This is a genomic window from Clostridium sp., assembly GCF_051656525.1.
Lineage (GTDB): Bacteria > Bacillota > Clostridia > Clostridiales > Clostridiaceae > Clostridium.
The window spans coordinates 1-20,043 of sequence record NZ_JBOGCC010000310.1 but is presented as its reverse complement, the minus strand read 5'-3'; the positions used below and the strand labels follow the sequence as shown (position 1 = coordinate 20,043).

Genomic DNA, 20,043 nt, shown 5'->3' with positions numbered 1-20,043 from the left:
AATGAAGTTGCTAAAATTATGCCAGAATTAATTATAGGGTAATGATGCCCTAGTTGTCGAGTAATCGGCTTCTAAAAACACAGATTTAATTGCAGGTAATTCCTAAAGCCTTACACCACAATATGGGAGAAATCACCATATGAAGGTACGAAAGTAGAAAAAACGTAAGGATGATTATATGGTTAAATCCTAAGTAATCGAGTAGTATGTGTAAAACAAAAGTATATAATATAGTTGATTACATAAAATATTACTATAATGGATGTTCATGCAGGGAAGATTCTAAAATATATTATAAATTCAAATTCAAACAATTATAAGATAGATAAATGGAATGGAGGTGAAAAAATGAAAGATATAAAGCTAAGAAAAGGTATGGCAAGAGATGATGTTAATATTAAATCTGAAAAATTATTTTTATTGGATGATGATATCTATATGGGAAACAACCATAGGCACATTTGGAAGTGTAAGTGTGGTAATAAGTTTGAAAGAAGATTCGCTGACATACAACAAGAAAACGCTTATGAATGTAAGTTATGTGTTGATAATAGGCACGAACAAAGATATAAGCATGAAGTAGAAAAGACTGGCGAATATGAATATATTAGAAGTTATAGAAAAGGTGATATTTTACCCAATGAAAAGAAGGTTGGAGACAGTCCTTATATTCAAATAAAGCATAAGTATTGTGGTCATACATATGAAACAATGACTGGAAGTTTTATAAACACGAAACAAAGATGTGGAAATTGTTGTCAAGTTTATGAAAACTCACTTGCTTACCATATTGAAGTTGAATTAGGATTAAATATCGAAGATATATGGGACTTTGAGAAGAATACTATTAATCCTTATCATACATGGAAAAGTGGAACTAAAAAAGTATGGATTAAATGTCAAAGTGAAGAAGTGAATGAACTTAATGGATTAATGAAAAAGGATTATCATGATAGCTATGAAATTACCTGTAATAAATTTTATTCATCTAGAGGTCGTAACTATTACTCTAGTAAGAAGATTCATGTTTATGACTCTTTCGGATATCATAACTTCGATAAAGTAATGTCATGGCATCCGGATAATGATATAAGTCCATTTAGAGTTGCTCCAAATAGTAATAAGAAATATAAATTTGTATGTCATGATTGTGGATATGAGTGGAGTTCTGTACTATATTCGGTAAACAATGGACATTGGTGCAGAAGTTGCTCTTCTAGCAAGGCTGAGAAAAGAATTTACGACCTTTTGATTTTGCATAATATTGGCTTTATAAAAGAAAAAGTGTTTAAGGATTTAATTGGTGTAGGTGGAGGGTATTTAAGATATGATTTTTATATACCTAGCAAAAACATGTTAATTGAATACAATGGAACGCAGCATTATATAAAGAATAAGTTTATGATGAAGAAAAATGATTTTGATGTACTTCAAAGTAACGATTCGTTAAAAATACAGTATGCAAAAGAAAAACAAATTAATATTACTATTATACCTTATTGGGAATTTGATAAAATTGAAATTATATTGAGTGAAGAATTGAATTTATAATATAGTACGAATAACCTTCAACGACTAGAGAGAGATCTCGTACACCATAAGCGATTGATGGTGGAAAAAGTCTGCCCCTAACGATTAGGTCGAGGGTGAAGAAATAGTCTTTTCACGTCTTGAAAGAGAGTGGCGAAAGCTTTTGTATAGTAGCGTATACAAATAAAAATAAAGTATGATGAGAATGGGAATGCTATATTAAACATGACGGGTGATGTATCTGATTTAATTAAGGAATTAGATAATGCCATAGATAAAAAGAGTAGGCTAATGAAACATGAACAAGGTGATTTAGCAGAAAATTCTATCAAGCAACTGTATGGTAAAAATTATTCGAGTAAGATGGAGTCCGAAGGTTATCGACCTGACACTGAAATGAACAGGCTTGAGGATATCACCAATCAACATATATCTAAGATGTATGGTCTAGAACAGAAGCGTGATAAACTAATTCAAAAGATGTATGGAAAGACTGGCAAAGAAAGGTCTGACATTGCTAAAGAAATTGAAGACATCAACTATAAGATAGAAAAGAGTCAAGCAGATTTCAATCAGAATTATATGTCTCAATATGATGTAATTCAAGATTATGTTTCTAAAATCGGAGATGGATTGTTCGCAGATATTGAGAACGGTAATGCTTTTAAGAATGCTACGGAAGATAAGAAGAAACATTTCTTAGAGTTAAAGGATGTTTTAGACTTTAGTGATATTAAGACTGAAGAACAATTATTCGAGGTTGAACGTTCTTTAAATCAATTCCTTAAAGCTGCTAATGTAGGTAAGGTTGATATAAAAGCATTAGAAACTAATATTAAAGGAATCAATGAAGAGTTTGCCAAGAATGGTGATTTAGATTCTTATAATGATAGTATGAGTAAGTTGGCCAAGGAGATATCTGAGGTTACCGGTGTTGACGCTAATATTCTTAATGATTTATTTACTCAATTTGACACTAGTGTATTAAAAGGGAAAGACTCTTTAGACGAATTCTTAGAGACCTTTGGAAAAACTAAACAAGATTTAATAAATGACAATGGTTTTGCTAAGGCTTTAGCTAATCAAAAGCAATCTATAGATAGTTGGGTTCAATCTTTAAATGATATTGGATATAGTGAAGAGATTGATTTAGAAATTGCTTACAATTTATTATCTGATAGCAACTTACCTGAACAAGTTAGAGATATGGTTAGAACTCTACTTAATAAGGGACATAGTGCTACTGAAGTATTAGATGTTGCACAACAGGTTCTTATTGATTTAAGTGATGGAGAGGTTGATTTAGAATCTATACAAACTTTACTTGATAGAACTTTTGGACAAGGTGCTTTTGAAGTTGACTCTAAGCTAATTCTTAATCCAGAGGCTGAACTTGCAGGTGTAGAGGATGTTGTTAGTAGGCTTAAGGAAAAGTATGGTGAAATACCCACTGAAATAGAGACTGCTATTAGGGTTGACTCTGTTACTTCTTATATGGAGGCAGAGAGAATATTATCTATATATAATACTTTCCCTGATGAAGTAAGAACTGTTATTGCTTCTAATGGATTTGAAACTGTTAAAGATTTAGAGTTAATCCAACAATTATTTACTAATCTACCTCCTGAGCAAGTTATGCAGATTGTTACTAATTATAGTGATATCATTAAAGATTCTGAAAACTTGGACGGAATATTACAAGGACTATCTAAAACCCCTTTGAATATTGAGGCTACTGTTAATGCAGATGATGCTGTTAATAAAGTTAATGAACTAGTTAACACCCCTATTAAAGACAAGATACTTGCTTTAAAGGGAGATAATACAGACGCTAATCAAAAGGCTGAGGAAACTGATACTAAGATTAATGAAGTTGACCAAGATGCACCTATTAAAATTGAGGCTGATGCCAATGAGGCAATATCTAATGTAACTACTCTTGATACTAAGATTAGGAACTTACCTAAATCTAAAACGGTTGATATTACAGTTAATACAATAGAGAAGAAAAAATCTGTTGGTGTGATGGGTAATATTTCAGACCCTAATACTTTTAATCATGAGATTCAAAGGTCTGTTATTAGTGAAGGTAATGAAATTGAACTTTTATCTGCTACACCAGTCGCTGAAACCGTTGCAAACACTGGTGTTCAGGATTTGAATATTAGGGCTAGAGCCAAAAATCCTATTTCTACTATGGATTCCTTGAAGCATAGTGTAAATACTCTTAAAAATTTAGAAAATCAGTTAAAAGCCATATCTAATGAGTTGGACATAATAAATGAAAAGTCTAAAAATGCTTTTGGTAAGGATAAGATTAAATATCTTGAACGTCAGATTGTTTTATATGAAAAGCAACAAGACATTCAACATCAATTAGCTGAAAGCATGAGAAAGCAACAAGCTGACTTGAAGAAGTATCTAAGTGGACAAGGTATTAAGTTTAACGACGATGGAGACGCCTTAAATTATGCCGAGAAGATGCTCGCTATTGAGAAAGAAATTGAACGATTAAACAAGCAAAGTTCTGATGATAGAAACAATAGAGATAAAAATAAAAAGCCTATTGATAATAGTGCAGCACTAGATAGTTTAAATCAACAAAAAGAAGCACTTGAAACTTATCTTGACTTAACTTTTAATAAGATACCTGATGCTAGTGAAGAATGGTGGAAACTACAAAATAGTATACAAGCAGCAAAAGATGCCCTTGATTATGTTGCTATTGATAATGTAGATAGATTTATTGAAATTGCTGATGAAGAAGAACTTATGGGCCTTCTTGAAAAGAAAAAAGGTCTATTGCAAGAGTTAGCTAATAAGAAAAAAGAATACTTAGACTTATTGAAGAGTCAAGGTGCTAGTGAACAGGCTATTGAAGATGCTACATATGAATGGAAAAAACAAGAAGCTGCAATTCGTGATGTTAATAAAGAGATGGAAGACTTGGCCAAAGAACAGATGAGATTGTCTAAGGAGATAGCAAGTGCTGTAAAGAAAGCTACTGAAGATATTATGAAGGTTACTCAGGAATTGCTTGATACTCAAATAAAGATTAATAGAATTCAGATAGATATACTTGACAAGAGCATGCAACTTGCTAATTTTGATGTTACTCAATCTTATGAAACTCTTCAACAAAAGATTGCTTTACTTGAAAAGGAGATTGGTCTTCAAGACCAACTTGCTAAAGAGTATGAAAAGCAAATGCAATATTATAAGAATCAGCTTGTTGATGTTGGTATCAAGTTTGATGACAATGGAATTGCAACTAATGTCGAAGGTATTCTAGAAAGTATAAAGAATCAAATGTCTGGTGCTTCTGACTTAGATTCTTTGGGTGATTTGAAAGATAAGTTTGATGATATTGTTGATACTTTAGGTAAGTATAATGATGCGCTAGTTAATGTTAATCAACAACAATCTGATTTAATGGATTTACAACTTGAAATTCAAGGCGTTTATGAGACTATGCTTCAAACTACTAAAAAGATTGAAGATAAGATAACAGAAATTTTGAAAAAGCAGGTTGAAGAACGTAAGAAGTTGATAGATGAGGAACTTAAGAAACGTCAAGATGCTTTAAAGAAGGAGCAAGACGCCTACAATAAAAAACGTGATGAAGATGACTATGATAAAGAGTATGAAAAACGTATTGAAGAAATGGCCAAGTTACAGGCTAAGATTGATGCAGTTTCTAAGGATACTTCCTTATCTGGTCAAGCTAAATTACAAGAGTTATTGGAACAGTTAGCTAAACAACAAGAAGAATTTGATGATTTCGTTCAAGATAAATTAGATAAAGATATAAATGATCTCTTTGATAAGGAAAATGACAAACTTGAAGAAGAAGCAAATAAAGTTAAGGATGAACTAGACAAGACATTAGAGAATGAAAATCTATATGATACTATTAAAGAAGCCCTTGAAACAGGGACTATAAAAGATATAGATGGAAATATAATTGACCTAAAAGATGCTATCATGGACTATGAGGACAAGTATGGTGATGGTCTTAGTGTTATAGGTGGTCTAATTAAGAAGGATTTATTATCTCAATTAGATATATCTTTAGATACTTTTAAAAATATTGAGAAGATATTAAAAGAGTTGAATATTAGCAATTTCTATCCTTCAAGAATGTCTATTGACCCTTTTATGTTTGATTTTTCTAAGTTTGATACTGTTAAGAGTCCTGTTATTCAGTTTAATGAAAGTCTTATAACTGTTCAAGGTAATGTAACTAAAGATGTTATGCCAGAACTTAAGAATATGATTAAAGAGGCTGAAAAGCTTATTACTAAAAATATAATAAAACATATGTAATTTATGGCTACCTTATGGTGGCCTTTTTAATTGCAGTTGAAAGGAGGGTTTATCTTGTCATTTTACAGTGAAAATTTCTCATTTGATGGTATAGGGAATAGAGAAATGGGTGTTATGCTAGTTAGTTTTGATGATGGTGTTCTTAAAGATTGTGGTGTTAAGTATAAGGAGACTATTCAACAAGAGGTTACTAGGAATAATAGTTTTTATTATTCTGAGAGTATGGAACTTGAGCCTATTACTTTAAGTATTGTACGTGTCGACGATAATGGTGTGCCTATGACTTGGGATAGAGATAGTAGAATGCATATAATTGATTGGATGGTTAAACAAGAGTTTTGTCCTTTCGTGAGTGAAGATGATACATCTATTGTTTATTATTTTAGATGTGTTGAGTATACTAAAAAGTTTAATGCTAGTGGTGAAGGTGTTATTGAGCTTGTTATGCAACCAGAAGACTCTTATGTTTATACTCCTGTTGTTGATTATAAATACAGGGTTAATGGAAGTAAGGTAATTAATATTAACTGTTTAGATAATGTTAATGATAAATACTATCCTAAGATGGAAATTATTCAATTTGATAAGGATTGTTCTGATGTTTCTATTAGAAATACTACTATTGGTAATGATGCATTTGTTATTAAAAATCTTAAAGAGAATGAGAATGTTGAGATAGATCATTTGTTAAAGAGTGTTGATTCTAATATTGAATTGTTCAAACTTAAAGATACTAATAGAAAGTGGTTGTATTTAAAAAGAGGTCAGAATGAATTTGAGATTACTGGTGATTGCGACATTAGGTTTACTGTCCAGTATGCATTGAAGGTGTAATTATGAGTGGTATTGATATTTTTAACCCAAATGTTGAATTTGAACTTACTTTGTGTAAACCTAATAGGGTTGAAATGGCAATTTTAAGTGTCTCAAAAGTGACGTCTGTAGTTAAAACCATTGATGATATAGACTCTGTAACCTTTGAAATCACTAATATTATTAAAGATAGGTTTACTAGAAAAAATAGAATTAATCCTCTTTACGATGAGATACATGAGGAACGTTTAATTTGTCTTAATGATAATGAATATTTTGTTATTAAGGACATAGATGAAGAAAAAGGTGCTATGTCTAAGAAGATTGTTAGTGCGGTTTCTTTAGAACAAAAGTTGAATAGGATAGATATACAATTAGAAGATATTGAAATTGTTTTACTTAAAGAAGATAAGGAAGACAAGCAGATAGCAATATTAGACCTATTGTATTTTGAAACTGGATGGAAAGTCGGTCATGTAGATGATTTAGTTAGATTTGATATTGTTGACGGTGAAAAAAAGAAAAAAGTTAGATGGCAAGAAAGTGTTTCTTCTAGCTGGTACTCTTTATTGACTGAAACTATTGCTGATATTTTTTCTTGTATTGTTCAATTTGATACAGAGAATAAGGTTATTAACTTATATTCTCTTGATGAGTATGGCGAAAATCTTGGTATATATTTAAGCTATGATAATTATTTAAAATCTATAAAAAGACAATCTTCTACCGAGGATATTGTTACTAGACTAAGACTATCAGGTAAAGATGAGATGGATATAAGAGAAGTTAATCCACATGGTAGAGACTATGTAGAGGATTATTCTTATTTTGTTGAAAACAATGATATGAGTGATGAACTTGTTAATGCTTTAGCTAATCACAATGAATTAGTTGAAAAGAATCAAATTAGATGGGAAGAATTAACAAAAAGTAAGCAGATATATACTACTGATTTAACTAAGAAAAATAGAGAACATTTTGATATATGTGAAGAGATTAAGGTTTTAATTTCTATGAAGAATGTTTATGAACAGGAAAATGATACTGAAAATGCTAATAGGATTCAGGTTGAAATTGATGAAAAGACTTTAAGAAAAAATGAATTAGAGCAACAAATTAAAAACTTAGAGTATAATATTTCAAATATAAATATTGAGATAACCAATATAAATATTCAAATGGATAGGATATATGCTACTTATGATGATGGTACTTTAATATTCCCTGAGTGTTTATTAAGTGAGCTTAATGAGTTCTTATATTATGATTCTTATAGTAATACTTCTTATTTGACTGCTAATGATTTAATGAATGGAGGGAAAAGAGAATTATCTAGAAGATGTATCCCTACTACTGAATTTACTATTGACTCAGTTAATTTTATTAGTAAAATTCTCAATCATAAGAATGTATCATTTAAAGGCTCTCTTAATATGGGAGATGTGGTTATTTTATATGATGATTACAATGATAAAGAAATACTTCTATATTTTGTAGGGTATGAGCTAAGTCCTTCAGATAGGTCATTAAATGTTACACTGAGTAATAAAAAAACTAAGATTAATAATACTAAGTCTATTGCTGATTATTTGAAAAAGGCTAAGAGGTCTAATCAATATGTTGAAAGCAAGTCTTATATTTTTAATCAATTAAAATATAACAGAATATAGATAGAAAGGAATGATGCATTTGAGTTTTAATATAAATAATTCACTTAATAAGTATACTGCTTTAATGTACAAACACAATGATCCTTTTGGTAATAATGTTTGTGAGCAGATAGAAAATGAGTTAAAACAAGTTGTTGATAGAGAGATTATATTAGAGCAAATACCTCATCCACATTTGGCTATAAGTGTTGTGTATCCTGAAAGGCATTTAATAACAGGAGAGATAACTTATATTAAGCTTAGAGAGGTTGATGTTAAGGACTCTTTGACTAATACGAATGAGATGAAGATAGATTATCGTACTGGCAAGATTACTTTGCATCATAGTCTAGAAGGTAAATATCTTAATGCAAGTTATTGGGGTGTTGGATATAATCTTATACATTCTAGTAGAGTTTATACCAAGTTAGATGAAAATGGAGATATAGTACAAACATTAGAAGATTTAATACAAGTTATTCATAGTCTAGGAGATATAGATATGATGCTTAGTATTCTACAGGATGTTCAAAATGCTAAGAAGTCTATTCCTAATGATGTTACTTATAAGGATATAAGTGATAGATTAAACAATATAGAGTTAACTATAAAAGGTTATCTACAAGACCATATTGATGTAAACAATAAGATAGTTGACGCTACCATTAAAATAAATGACGTTGAAACTATTGCTAAAGATGTTGATTATAGAATGGAAATATTAGAGAATAATTATCTTAACCCTAATGTTGTTTCTAATCGAGAAATAGATGATATTATCGGAAGGTTAGTGTAATGGCTGTTCAAGATAACTCTCCTAATAGGACTTATATCAGATGGTCTAATGTTAAGATTATTAATAATGGAATTTATTATCCTGTTTCAGATGGCTATACAAATTTTAGATATGTTTATTGGAGTGTCAACACTCCTTATGAGCTAATAACTAGTGATACTTTTCCAGAGTATTATGATGAAATAGTATTCTTAAATAGTAGTGGCTTATGTAGAGTATATCCTTCGAGTAATATAGTTGTTGATGGAAATCATATGTTTGATGACATATCTTCTATTTCAGAGCATGTTAGTAATGGTGTTTTACACATGTCTATTAGTGAAAAGAACGCACTTAGAAATATTAGTGATAAGACGTTTGAACATACTGATATGATAAACTCATTGGGTGATAGTACTATAGAGCTTCAAAAGATGGGTGCATATTTGAAAAGTTGTATTGCTGATGTTAATGACGATATATTAATATTAGGTGATTTAATAGCTACTGTTGAAAGTAATTTAAACTTATTAGATATAAGAGTTGTCGGAATCAATGATAAAGTAGAGGCATTAAGTGATATTGTTAATGCTATGAATGAAACTATGTCTCATATAGAGGGTGTAGTTGATACTGTTAATAAAGATATGTCTGCAACTATGATTCGTGTAGATTCTATTGAGAATAGAGTTTTAAATTTAGAAAATCAGATTGGAGGAGTTGGTGTATGAAGTTCTTAGGTGTTGTTAAAATGGGCTGCTTAAGTAACGGTACTGAAAATCTTAAGATACCTAAAAAGCCTTATAATACTGATGTTGAAATTTATACTGGAAGTGGACTTGGGGATATAGTATCTGATGATATTAGATTAAGTCTAGTAGATTCTAATGAAGATCTGCTTACTTGGTACAAGTTCCAATCTAGTGATAAAGTGATATATGTATGTGATAGAGTTTTAATAAATAATATGTCAAAGAGTAGGTTATTAGATATTATATCTAAGAATATAACTCTTGGTGGAGATAAGTATAATATAAGAGTTCCTTATATTGATGAGTGGAATGATTTAGTTAGAGATAGTGCTGTAAGTGGTCTTCCTATTAATACATTTACTGATACTATAAGTAATATAAATAAGATTAAGTCTAATAATGTTCATAATCAATTTTGGAATTGGATAGGTATAGGCACTTATGTTTTAAAAGGTAAAGATATTGTTGGCAAAGGATATTATTATCCTGAGTGTGAAATGGTTTCTGAATATGACTGTGGAAATATGGGATTTAGACCAGTTCTTGAAGAGTATGTTGATTATCCTATTGTTCAATGTGAAACAGGAAGACTTGAGGATACAGATAAGCCATTTGATTTTCCTTATACTGTTATGAGTTATGTAGATAATGATAATATACATATAAGAGAAAAGTTTAATGGAGTGGTAGTTAAAGAGTATGATACTAGTGAAAGTGTTATGTCTAATACTATGAGTTTATCGAATCATTGGGATTCTTTACAATACGGTGTTCAAAAGATTGAAATAGAGGCTAGAAATAAAAATGGTGAAACTACTGTTAAGAAGGCAACTTTTGCTACTGAGTTACCTTCATTTTTAGATAGAGAAGGTCTTAATTATTTTGCTACTAGTTTATGGAACTCAAAAATTAAACCTTTGGTTGAGGAGTTTAGTAGAAAGGCTGGTGGTTTAGTCTTAGATAGTTCAAGACAGTATGTTGGTGTTGCTACTAAGTTTAATACTGCTTCTGTTGATAATGGAGTTGGTCTTAGACATACTATAAATTCTACTTCTACTAATATGATAAGGTTTAATACTACTGATTTAAAGCTTGGTAAATATGGAATCATGGTTAGAGCTAATGTATCAGATACGAGTCATAGTAATAATACATTTGTTGTTACTGCTTATAGAAAAACAGCCAATGGAACTAGAAGTGCTTTAGCATCTAGGACTTTTAAGGCTAGTGAGTTTGAAGGTGGATATAAATGTAAATATTTTGCTTTTGATTATGCTACTATAAAAAATGATGGTGATTCTATTGAGATAGATATAGATAGTGTTTCTGGTGCTACTACTAATACTTTTACTCTAGATTATGTTCTTTTATCACCTATGTTACCAGGCATATATAGTTATAGTTAGGAGGTTGATTTATGGGAAAATTTGCTGAAGAGTTAATTACTCCTGATGAGTTTTTAAGTTTGAAAAATAGAATACGAAATGAAGTTAAAAGGAGAAAGTATGTAGGTGATGTTTCTATGTACGGGTCTCCTTCTTATGATTATACAATAACTCCAAAAGCTGATGAAACAATTATATTAGAACACATTAATAAGATAAGTGAGATAGTTGGTGTTGTTGATGATACGAATATAAAAAAAACTAGTATAGATGGTGACTTAATTACAGAATTGGTTATACTAGATAGTGAGATAACTAGATTTGAGAGTGCTAGTGTTACTACGGGGGCTAGTGGTTGCAAGTCTAGTTGTACTGGATTCTGTTCTTCGTCTTGCACTGGAACGTGTGGAACTACGTGTACTGGTTGTACTGGGTGTAGTAGTTGTAGTGGTACTTGTAGTGGAAGTTGCAGTGGATGTAGTGGATGTTCATCTTCTTGTGGAGTTGGATGTGGGTCTTCTTGTGGGTCTTCTTGTGGTAATTGGTGTGACCAAACATGTTCATCTTACTGCTCTGGTGCGTGCGATTTTGGATGTTCTACATCATGCGAGACTTCATGTTCTCATTATTGCGGTGGCGGATGTTCTCAGAATTGCAGTGGATCATGCCAGATTAGTTGTTCTACTGGTTGTGGCGGTGGCTCAAAATAATGGTTCAAAATATTATTTTACACGAAGCAGAACTATTAGTCAAGATATGTTCAATGGAAGATATTTCTTATATACAGGAAATATTATATGAAGAAGAAAATAATGAAAAAGATTACAATCTACTTGATAGGTTGTTTTTTTATTTAAGTCACTTTATAAGAATGAATTATCAATGCAAAAGTATGGATACATGTAAACGAGATACTTTAAGTTATATGAATAATATATTCTTTGACTATCAGATATTATCTGGTATTGAGTTTGATAGAGATGTTACTAGTATGTATTTGATATATATGTATTGTGGTAAATTTGACAATAGAAAGACAAAAAAAGAATTATTAGATATAGTAGATTACCTTTTAAATGGTAGTCTACTTCGTAATGATTGGAGAATACAATTATTACAAGAGAAGTTGGATATATTATTAAATTCTGAACATTTAGATTTGGGATTAATAATTGAAACTAATAAACGACTAAAAGAATTGATTAAGAGATAAGGGAGAGATTATATATATGAAATTTACTGTGGATGAAACTTTAATGACTTATTTGGAGGCATTACACTTTGATGTAAAAGCCTTAGAAAATATAATGAAAGATGTAGTTAAAGATAATTGTAATAAGTACACTACTGATGTATATGATTATTTTAGAAATGATTATGTTAATACTCATAGGAAGTATGAATATACTAAGAGTCAGATATTGGAAGAGTTTGTTCCTATTGAACATAGAAGTGGCACTTTTTCTTTTAACTTCATAGATTGTTATGTTGAAATCATGGAAAATACGATGGTAGGATGTGGTATTAATGGTTGCAAATAGTGGTGTTAATACTAAGAAAAGTCAAGAATTTGGAGATACTTTTATGGACTATATGTTTGCTAAAGCAGATATCGAAGGATATAAAAGGAAACAAACTTATCCTGCTAAGACTATAACTTTTCAGGTGACTGAGGCATGTAATTTAAAGTGTAGTTACTGTTATCAAATCAATAAGAGCAATAGTGCTTTAACTCTTGATAAAGCTAAAAAGTTTATAGATATGTTAATTAAAGATAGTTACAATAAAGATTCATATGTATATATTGAAGATACTCCTGCCATAGTCATTGACTTTATCGGTGGAGAACCCTTACTTGAAATTGATTTAATTAATGATATTACTGAATACTTTAAGTATACTACCATTAAGCATAAGCATATTTGGTCTAAGAACTATATGATAAGTATTATATCCAATGGGGTATTGTATTTTAAAGATGAAGTTCAATCATATATAGAAAGAAACAAGGATAAGCTAAGTTTTTCAATTTCTTTAGATGGATGTAAGGAATTACATGATATGTGTAGAGTATTTGATAATGGCAGAGGAAGTTATGATTTAGCTGAAAGGGCTTGTTTAGATTACATGAATAGATATAACCCTTTAATGTCTACTAAGCTTACTATTGCTCCTGAGAATATTACTTGGGTTTATAAGGCAATGCTTAATTTATATGATTTAGGATATGAAATTATAAATGCTAACTGTGTATATGAAGAAGGTTGGAATGAAAATGATGCAGTTGTATTATATGAAGAAATGAAAAAGGTTGCTGACTTTGTTATAGACAATAATTTAGAACATAAGTTATATATATCTTTATTTGATGAAAACTTATTTAAACCTGTTCCAATAGAGGATAATCACAATTATTGTGGGACTACTGGAAGTATGTTATCTTTAGCTCATACTGGTGATATATATTCTTGTATTAGATTTATGAGTAGCTCTCTCGGAGATGATGTTAAACCATTTGCAATAGGGAATATAGATGATGGGATAGGTAAAAGAGTTGAACATAAAGATAAGATTGATATATTAGGAGAGGTTACAAGAAGAAGTCAATCTACTGACAAATGCTATAATTGCAGTGTTGGTGGAGGATGTGGTCATTGTACAGCTTACAATTATCAAAAGTTTGGAACTCCTGATAAAAAAGCAACTTATATATGTGATATGCATAAATCTAGAAGTTTAGCTAATGTTTACTATTGGAATAAAGTATATCAAAAAAATGGCGAAAATAAGAGGTTTAAGATGTATTTATCTAAAGAAGATGCACTTAAATATATAGATATAAATGAATATGATATGTTATATCAATTACAGGACTAGGTTAAATGCCTAGTCTTTTTTAATGAAAGGAGACGGTAATGATAATAGACGCATACATTACTAAAAATAAAAATGGTTTTGATGTGCCTTTTGATAATTATCTTAGAAACATGACTGATGAACAGCTAAGAGAATTATTTGAAAAGGGTAAGTTTCCTCAAAATGAAGATTTCATGGCTATTATAGATAGTAAGATGAATAAGAATGATACTTTTGATAAAGAGACTATGATTGATTTATTAGAGGCATATTTTCATCACAATCCTGAGATAGCTAGTGAATGGATGGCTGCTGAAAGAGATAGACGTGGTAATGAAGTAATAAGACAAAAGAATGAAGTTAAAAGAGAAGAAGATTTTGCTTGTATAAAAGAATGTGCAGATAACAAAATGGCCGAGATGGAGCAGACAATAGTTGATACCAATGCAGCTAAAGATAATATGATATCTGCTGTAAACAGTAAGCTTACTGAAACCGATGCAAAAATAAAAGAAGCAGATAATAAGATAGTTGATGTTGAAAATAGATTTAATACTAAGGCTAATGAAGTTGAAGATAGGATGCTTAGTGTTGAAAATAGAGCTGATTCTAAGATATCTGAAATGGAAGTTGCTAAGGTAGATATGACTACTAAGGTTGAACAAAAGATAGTTGATGTAGAATCTAGATTTGAAGATTTAATGGTTACTGATGGTATAGGTGAGGTAATCATGTCTAGAAGTTCTATGGATGGTGTTGTTCATGACCATTTACCCGCTAGACTTAGACATGATTTTAATAAGATAGATTCTAGTGCTATAATTGGTGGTTTTCATCAAGTAACTACAATAGCTGAAAGAGACAGTATACCTCAGGATAAAAGAAAACTTGGGATGTTTTGTTATGTAAAAAATGAAGACTTTACTTATCAATTAAAAGAAAAAGATGGAGTAGAGTTCTGGGAAGAGTTTTCTAGTGGTACTGGTGGTATGGTTGTTGAAACTATAGCAGATATAGATAACATACCTGAAAATAAGTTGTTTGTTGGGCTTGAAGTATTCGTTGTAGAAACGATGTTTAAGTATACATACAAAGGTCAAGGTGTGTGGGAGAGAACTTCTATTAACTCTGTACACATTGGAAATACACCTCCTGTTGATAAAACATCTTTATGGATAGATGATGAAGATGAAAATGTTGATAGTTATTGGGATTCTGATATATTAACTGAAATAAGAACTGGAATTAAAAATGCTAATGATAAGGCTAATGAAGTTCATTATGCTTTAACTCATGAGATTGACTCTGGGTATTTTAATGATACTCTACCTAATGATAGTGGCAATGAGATAATTACTTTCAATGAAGAGGAAGGTTATGTTCCTAATTTAGACAATGGTGCTAAGGGTACTTGTGAAAGAATAATTCTTAAAAGAGGTCTTAAATCTGATATTGAAGCACTTCATGAAGCAGAGTTAGGTTTTTGTATTGATACTGAAGAGTTGTATGTAGGTAATAAAGGTACTTTAAAACTACTAGCTAAGGTTGGCGGTGTAGGCGGAGGAAGTGGGAATGGCAATGTAACTGGTGAGTATGTTGAACTTATTGCTTCTAATGGTGAAAGATATAGAGTTAGAGTTAATAACGATGGTGATTTATATACATACAATTCTGTAGCTGACACTGCTAATAATCCTACTTATGACCAAGCTCCATTGTATAAAGGGTTGATTATTAATCATTGTTATGGTGGTGGTAATAGAAACGCTAATGTTGCTATATGCTCTCATGGTTTTATAGAATTATATAACAATTCTGATAACACTATAAATCTTAAGGGGCTATCTTTACAATATGGTGAATTAGGCAAGGATTGGCAAGCTTTTGAGCTAAAAGGCATGGTTAAACCTTATACTTCTTTCTTAGTTAGATGTGCTGAACATACTGATATTAATAGAAAGACTTGTAGATTTAAGATTAAAAACTATGATATGCATTGGGATATTCCTTTAAGTAATAATGGATTTAAGGTTTATTTAGGTATAGGCGGAGATGTTTTAACTGTAAAAAATCCTGCTAATATAGATAATTTATGGACTAAGCAACAAGGATATATAGATTTATTTGCTTTTGGGTCTATTAACCCTGCGCTTGGTATAGATGCTTACGAAAAGAGTGGTAATGCTGATGGATATATAAGAGCTGGTAGTATGCTTAATTCTGTTCATAGGATAGATTTTAAGGATACTGATTCGTCATTTTTAGATTTAGAATCTGTAAATTTAAAAACTGCGGATGTTAAGACTTACACTCCTAGATGTAGTAAAGATGGTCAATGGAACACTTATTATAATAAGTTGAAGTTATATGATCATAAGCCAAATATGATTAATATGTGTTTTGGTAAGGATGGAAATACTACTAGAACTTTTACTTGGCAATCTAGTGTTACTCACAATGGTTGTTTGAAATATAAGAAAAAAGGTGCTGTTGATTATATTACTGTTGACTCTGAAAAAGAAATAGCCTGGCATTATGATACTGATTCTACTGTTCATAGAGTTATAATTAGAAATCTTGTGCCTGGAACTTATGTTTATAAATGTGGTGAAGAAGGTAAGTGGAGTGATGAGTATGAGTTTGAAGTTAAAGTTCCTACTGAAAATGATGCCATAAAGATGCTTCTTACTTCTGACCAACAAGGTATAAACGAAGAAGAATATCATGTATGGAGAAAAGCAAATGATGTAATATGTCAAAATGAAACTTTTGATTTTCATATTAATACTGGTGATATATCTAATGATGGTGGAGAGTTTGGTTTCCAGTGGAGATATTATTATGACTATGCTAAAGAACATTTGTGCAGTATTCCTCATATGACTACATGCGGTAATAATGATTTAACTCCTAATGATAAAGATAAGAAGAAGACTGATCCTACTGCTTTTCAATGGTATGCTACTTATGAAGATTCTCATATACCTTCTTGTTACTCATGGAACTATGGATATATTCATTTTGTTTGTTTGAATTCTAATACTTTACAAGCTAGTGATATTGTTGAACAACAATTACCGTGGCTTAGAGAGGATTTAGCTAAACCTGAAAATCAGAAAAGATGGACTATTGTTTATATGCATGAGTCTCCTTACACGATAATTAAGCAAGCTAAGATGGCTAAGTTTATAGATGTGTTTGCTGAGTTTGGTGTTGATTTAGTTTTATGTGGGCATCACCATAGATATTCTCGTTCTAATAGAATGGGTATGCAAGGTGCTAATGGTCAAGATGTTATAGATAATGAAAACGGTTGTTATTATGTTATGTGTCAGGCTACTGGTTATAAACTGATGGGTAAAACTGCTCCAGCTGCTGATAATGACGCTCCTTTTAGAGCTACTTGGTCAGCTCCGGGGAATCCTATGTATATTATGTGGGATATTACTCATGAGAGTATAGCTATGAGGCCATACACAATAGCTAATATACTTCCTGAAACGGACAATGATTTTAATGAACCTGAGTTAATTCCTTATGATGATTCATTGGTGATTACTAAGGTCTAATGTAATAATACCTAAGTGGTAGGTGAAAAGGAGATGGTAATTTGTCACTTAAAATACATAATAATGAAAATAACAAATGGGAGAAGGCTTCTTCTCTCATTTCTCCTTCTATAAAAGTTTTAGATGCGGAAGGAAATTATACTAGTGAGAATGTTGAGGGCTGTTTAAAAGAAATAGCTGGTGATATATCTACTATGAAAAATGATATTAAATATATCTATGAAAATGGAACTATCGGTGGTGGTACTGGTGGCGGAGGTTCTTCTGTTCCTGTTATTAAAATAGACGGTGAAATAGATGAGCAAGGTATTCACACTAGAGTAGTTAGATCTGATGAGGTTGTTGAGATTTATTACTTCTTCAATTCACCTAACCCCGGTGCTGGTACTGTTGAGTTAAACTATGGTAGCAATACTATTAGAGAGACTATTAAACAAGGTAGAAATAAATGGACTGTTGGTAAGTTTGAAAGGGGTACTCATAATTTATCAATAGTTGTTGAGGATAGACAAGGGTTTATGTCTGATCCTGCTAGGATAAAGATTATATCTGGTGCTTTGGAAATTGCGTCGGAGTTTTCTGATGCAAAGGATTTTAATTTAAACGATGAGATAAGTATACCTTATAGGGTGTATACTGAAATTCCTGAAACTATAACTGCTGAACTTACTCTTGATGGAGTTAAGACTGAGGTAATAGTTAATAAGGGTGATAATGTTTGGAAGATTGGTTCGCTTGGTACTTTAGGTGTTCATACTGCTAGTATTAAGACTTACTGTGAGTCTGCTGTTTCAAATGTATTGAATTATTCTTTAGTTGTTGCCGATTCAGATAGGTTATTTGTTAGTACTAGATTTAATGAAAAGACTTTTCCTCAAGGTAAAAGACTTCAAATAGATTATCGTATATCTATGAAGAATCAATATCAATTCAAGTCTAAGCTATATATGGATGGTAATTTAGTTGATACTGTTAGAAATCCAAGTGGTGTAAGTTATTGGGATTTAGGTTCAAATTTACCAATTGGTATTCATACTTTTAGGATTGAGTCTATGACTTTAGATGAAGTGTTTAAAGATAGTTTAGAACTTGAAGTAGAGATAGTTGAAAGTGGTCTTATATCTATACCTGAACCTACTAATGGTCTTATAGCTAAGTTTGATGCTAATGGTAAGATGAATGGTGGAGATAATAAAACTATATGGGAAGATAAGAGTGGAAATAATGTTAAATGTAATCTTCATAACTTTAACTATGCTACTAATGGTTGGATTACTGATGAAGCTACTGATCATACTGTACTTAAATTTGCTGGTCAAACTTATGCTGAAATAGATTTAGCTCCTTTTTTAAATGGTGTTGAAACTGGATTTACTTTTGATGTTTTATTTAAGGTTGAAAATACTGGTAATATGGATGCTAAGGTTGTTGATTGTAAAAATCCTATCTCTCCATATCAAGGTTTTATGATTGATACTGAAAAAGCTATTCTTAGTGGTAAACAAACTGTTAAGACTTACCATCAAGAAAATACTTGGACTAGACAAACTTTTGTCATTGATAGAGTAGAAAGAACTATTAGAACTTATACTAATGCTGTTATTTCTAATGCTTCACTTATAGGTGAAAGGGATATAGAAAACGATGAGTTTAAGTTCAATAGTAAGATTAGACTGGGTGCTGGTAGAGACAATGAAGGCAATGTTGTTGATAATTCTACTTGTGCGATAAGAACTATAAGAGTTTATAATAGGGCTTTAACTAATGAAGAAATACTTAATGTTCATATGTGTGATATTAAAAATGCTGATGAACTTAATAAGATATATGAGTTAAATTATGGTGAAGTAAGTATTCCTACTATGACTATAACTGGTGTTGGCGTTGAGAATTTAGAGCCTGATCAAGATAGTGTTACTGTTAAGGTAGATTATACTGACCCTTCTAATCCTCATAAGAGATTTACTAGAGATTTATGTCAGTTGGCAATACAGGGTACTACTTCAAGGTTCTATCCTGTTAAAAACTATACTCTATGGCTAAGAGAGAATGATGGCCAACCTAAGCGTGACTATGCTCCTTTGGATAATTGGATGCCTGAAGAGAGGTGGACTTTAAAGACTAATTATATGGATAGTTCTCATGCTAACAATGTTGGCTTGAATAAGTTTATACATGAGTTGTTTAAAGAAAATCCATATCCACAACAACAGATAAATCCAAATACTAGAAGTAATATAGATGGACAACCTATTAAGGTTATTATAAATGGTAAGGATTGTGGGGTTTATACTTGGAATATAGATAGATATGCTCATAATAATTATGGACTTGTAACTTACAATGAGGATGGTACTATAAATAGACATAACTCAGCACTTCAATATG

At 30.9% G+C, this 20,043-nt stretch carries 13 protein-coding genes; all 13 read left to right on the top strand.

All coding sequences use genetic code 11. The features are described from left to right. Positions 1-348: 348 nt before the first annotated feature. Positions 349-1,551, top strand: coding sequence for a zinc-ribbon domain-containing protein (locus tag ACRDDY_RS15515; protein WP_438565845.1), 1,203 nt, complete (start codon positions 349-351; stop codon positions 1,549-1,551). Between the two features lie 204 nt (positions 1,552-1,755). Further along, positions 1,756-5,856: a hypothetical protein gene (locus ACRDDY_RS15510; protein ID WP_438565844.1), complete on the top strand. Its 4,101-nt coding sequence runs from the start codon at positions 1,756-1,758 to the stop codon at positions 5,854-5,856. 54 nt (positions 5,857-5,910) lie between these two features. Next, positions 5,911-6,690 carry a phage tail domain-containing protein gene (locus tag ACRDDY_RS15505; RefSeq protein WP_438565843.1) on the top strand — a complete coding sequence of 260 codons (780 nt, stop codon included), beginning with the start codon at positions 5,911-5,913 and terminating at the stop codon, positions 6,688-6,690. Between the two features lie 2 nt (positions 6,691-6,692). Then, a complete protein-coding gene (locus tag ACRDDY_RS15500; protein WP_438565842.1) occupies positions 6,693-8,339 on the top strand; it encodes a phage tail protein in 1,647 nt (548 codons plus the stop codon). A 19-nt stretch (positions 8,340-8,358) separates the two neighbouring features. Beyond that, complete coding sequence (locus ACRDDY_RS15495) at positions 8,359-9,114, top strand: hypothetical protein (RefSeq protein ID WP_438565841.1); 756 nt, start codon at positions 8,359-8,361, stop codon at positions 9,112-9,114. Further along, positions 9,114-9,824 (top strand): hypothetical protein, encoded by a 711-nt coding sequence (locus ACRDDY_RS15490; protein WP_438565840.1) that lies wholly within the window; start codon positions 9,114-9,116, stop codon positions 9,822-9,824. Before ACRDDY_RS15495 ends, ACRDDY_RS15490 begins: the two co-directional genes overlap by 1 nt. Next, positions 9,821-11,251 carry a hypothetical protein gene (locus tag ACRDDY_RS15485; RefSeq protein WP_438565839.1) on the top strand — a complete coding sequence of 477 codons (1,431 nt, stop codon included), beginning with the start codon at positions 9,821-9,823 and terminating at the stop codon, positions 11,249-11,251. Before ACRDDY_RS15490 ends, ACRDDY_RS15485 begins: the two co-directional genes overlap by 4 nt. Before the next feature lie 11 nt (positions 11,252-11,262). Then, positions 11,263-11,940 carry a hypothetical protein gene (locus ACRDDY_RS15480; protein WP_438565838.1) on the top strand — a complete coding sequence of 226 codons (678 nt, stop codon included), beginning with the start codon at positions 11,263-11,265 and terminating at the stop codon, positions 11,938-11,940. After that, the gene (locus tag ACRDDY_RS15475) at positions 11,940-12,443 is read left to right on the top strand and encodes a hypothetical protein (RefSeq protein WP_438565837.1); all 504 of its coding nucleotides are present in this window, start codon (positions 11,940-11,942) and stop codon (positions 12,441-12,443) included. Before ACRDDY_RS15480 ends, ACRDDY_RS15475 begins: the two co-directional genes overlap by 1 nt. A 16-nt stretch (positions 12,444-12,459) precedes the next feature. Beyond that, positions 12,460-12,771 carry a hypothetical protein gene (locus tag ACRDDY_RS15470; protein WP_438565836.1) on the top strand — a complete coding sequence of 104 codons (312 nt, stop codon included), beginning with the start codon at positions 12,460-12,462 and terminating at the stop codon, positions 12,769-12,771. Beyond that, positions 12,758-14,107 carry a radical SAM peptide maturase, CXXX-repeat target family gene (locus ACRDDY_RS15465; RefSeq protein ID WP_438565835.1) on the top strand — a complete coding sequence of 450 codons (1,350 nt, stop codon included), beginning with the start codon at positions 12,758-12,760 and terminating at the stop codon, positions 14,105-14,107. The genes ACRDDY_RS15470 and ACRDDY_RS15465 overlap by 14 nt, the downstream gene beginning before the upstream one ends. A gap of 38 nt (positions 14,108-14,145) precedes the next feature. Beyond that, a complete protein-coding gene (locus tag ACRDDY_RS15460) occupies positions 14,146-17,655 on the top strand; it encodes a metallophosphoesterase (protein ID WP_438565834.1) in 3,510 nt (1,169 codons plus the stop codon). Between the two features lie 41 nt (positions 17,656-17,696). Continuing rightward, positions 17,697-20,043 (top strand): hypothetical protein (locus tag ACRDDY_RS15455; RefSeq protein ID WP_438565833.1); only part of this gene is annotated, 2,347 nt, incomplete at its 3' end.

Coding starts and splice junctions, on each gene's coding strand:
- ACRDDY_RS15515 (WP_438565845.1), top strand. CDS start 349: ATGAAAGATATAAAGCTAAGAAAAGGTATGGCAAGAGATGATGTTAAT.
- ACRDDY_RS15510 (WP_438565844.1), top strand. CDS start 1,756: ATGACGGGTGATGTATCTGATTTAATTAAGGAATTAGATAATGCCATA.
- ACRDDY_RS15500 (WP_438565842.1), top strand. CDS start 6,693: ATGAGTGGTATTGATATTTTTAACCCAAATGTTGAATTTGAACTTACT.
- ACRDDY_RS15490 (WP_438565840.1), top strand. CDS start 9,114: ATGGCTGTTCAAGATAACTCTCCTAATAGGACTTATATCAGATGGTCT.
- ACRDDY_RS15485 (WP_438565839.1), top strand. CDS start 9,821: ATGAAGTTCTTAGGTGTTGTTAAAATGGGCTGCTTAAGTAACGGTACT.
- ACRDDY_RS15480 (WP_438565838.1), top strand. CDS start 11,263: ATGGGAAAATTTGCTGAAGAGTTAATTACTCCTGATGAGTTTTTAAGT.
- ACRDDY_RS15475 (WP_438565837.1), top strand. CDS start 11,940: ATGGTTCAAAATATTATTTTACACGAAGCAGAACTATTAGTCAAGATA.
- ACRDDY_RS15470 (WP_438565836.1), top strand. CDS start 12,460: ATGAAATTTACTGTGGATGAAACTTTAATGACTTATTTGGAGGCATTA.
- ACRDDY_RS15465 (WP_438565835.1), top strand. CDS start 12,758: ATGGTTGCAAATAGTGGTGTTAATACTAAGAAAAGTCAAGAATTTGGA.
- ACRDDY_RS15460 (WP_438565834.1), top strand. CDS start 14,146: ATGATAATAGACGCATACATTACTAAAAATAAAAATGGTTTTGATGTG.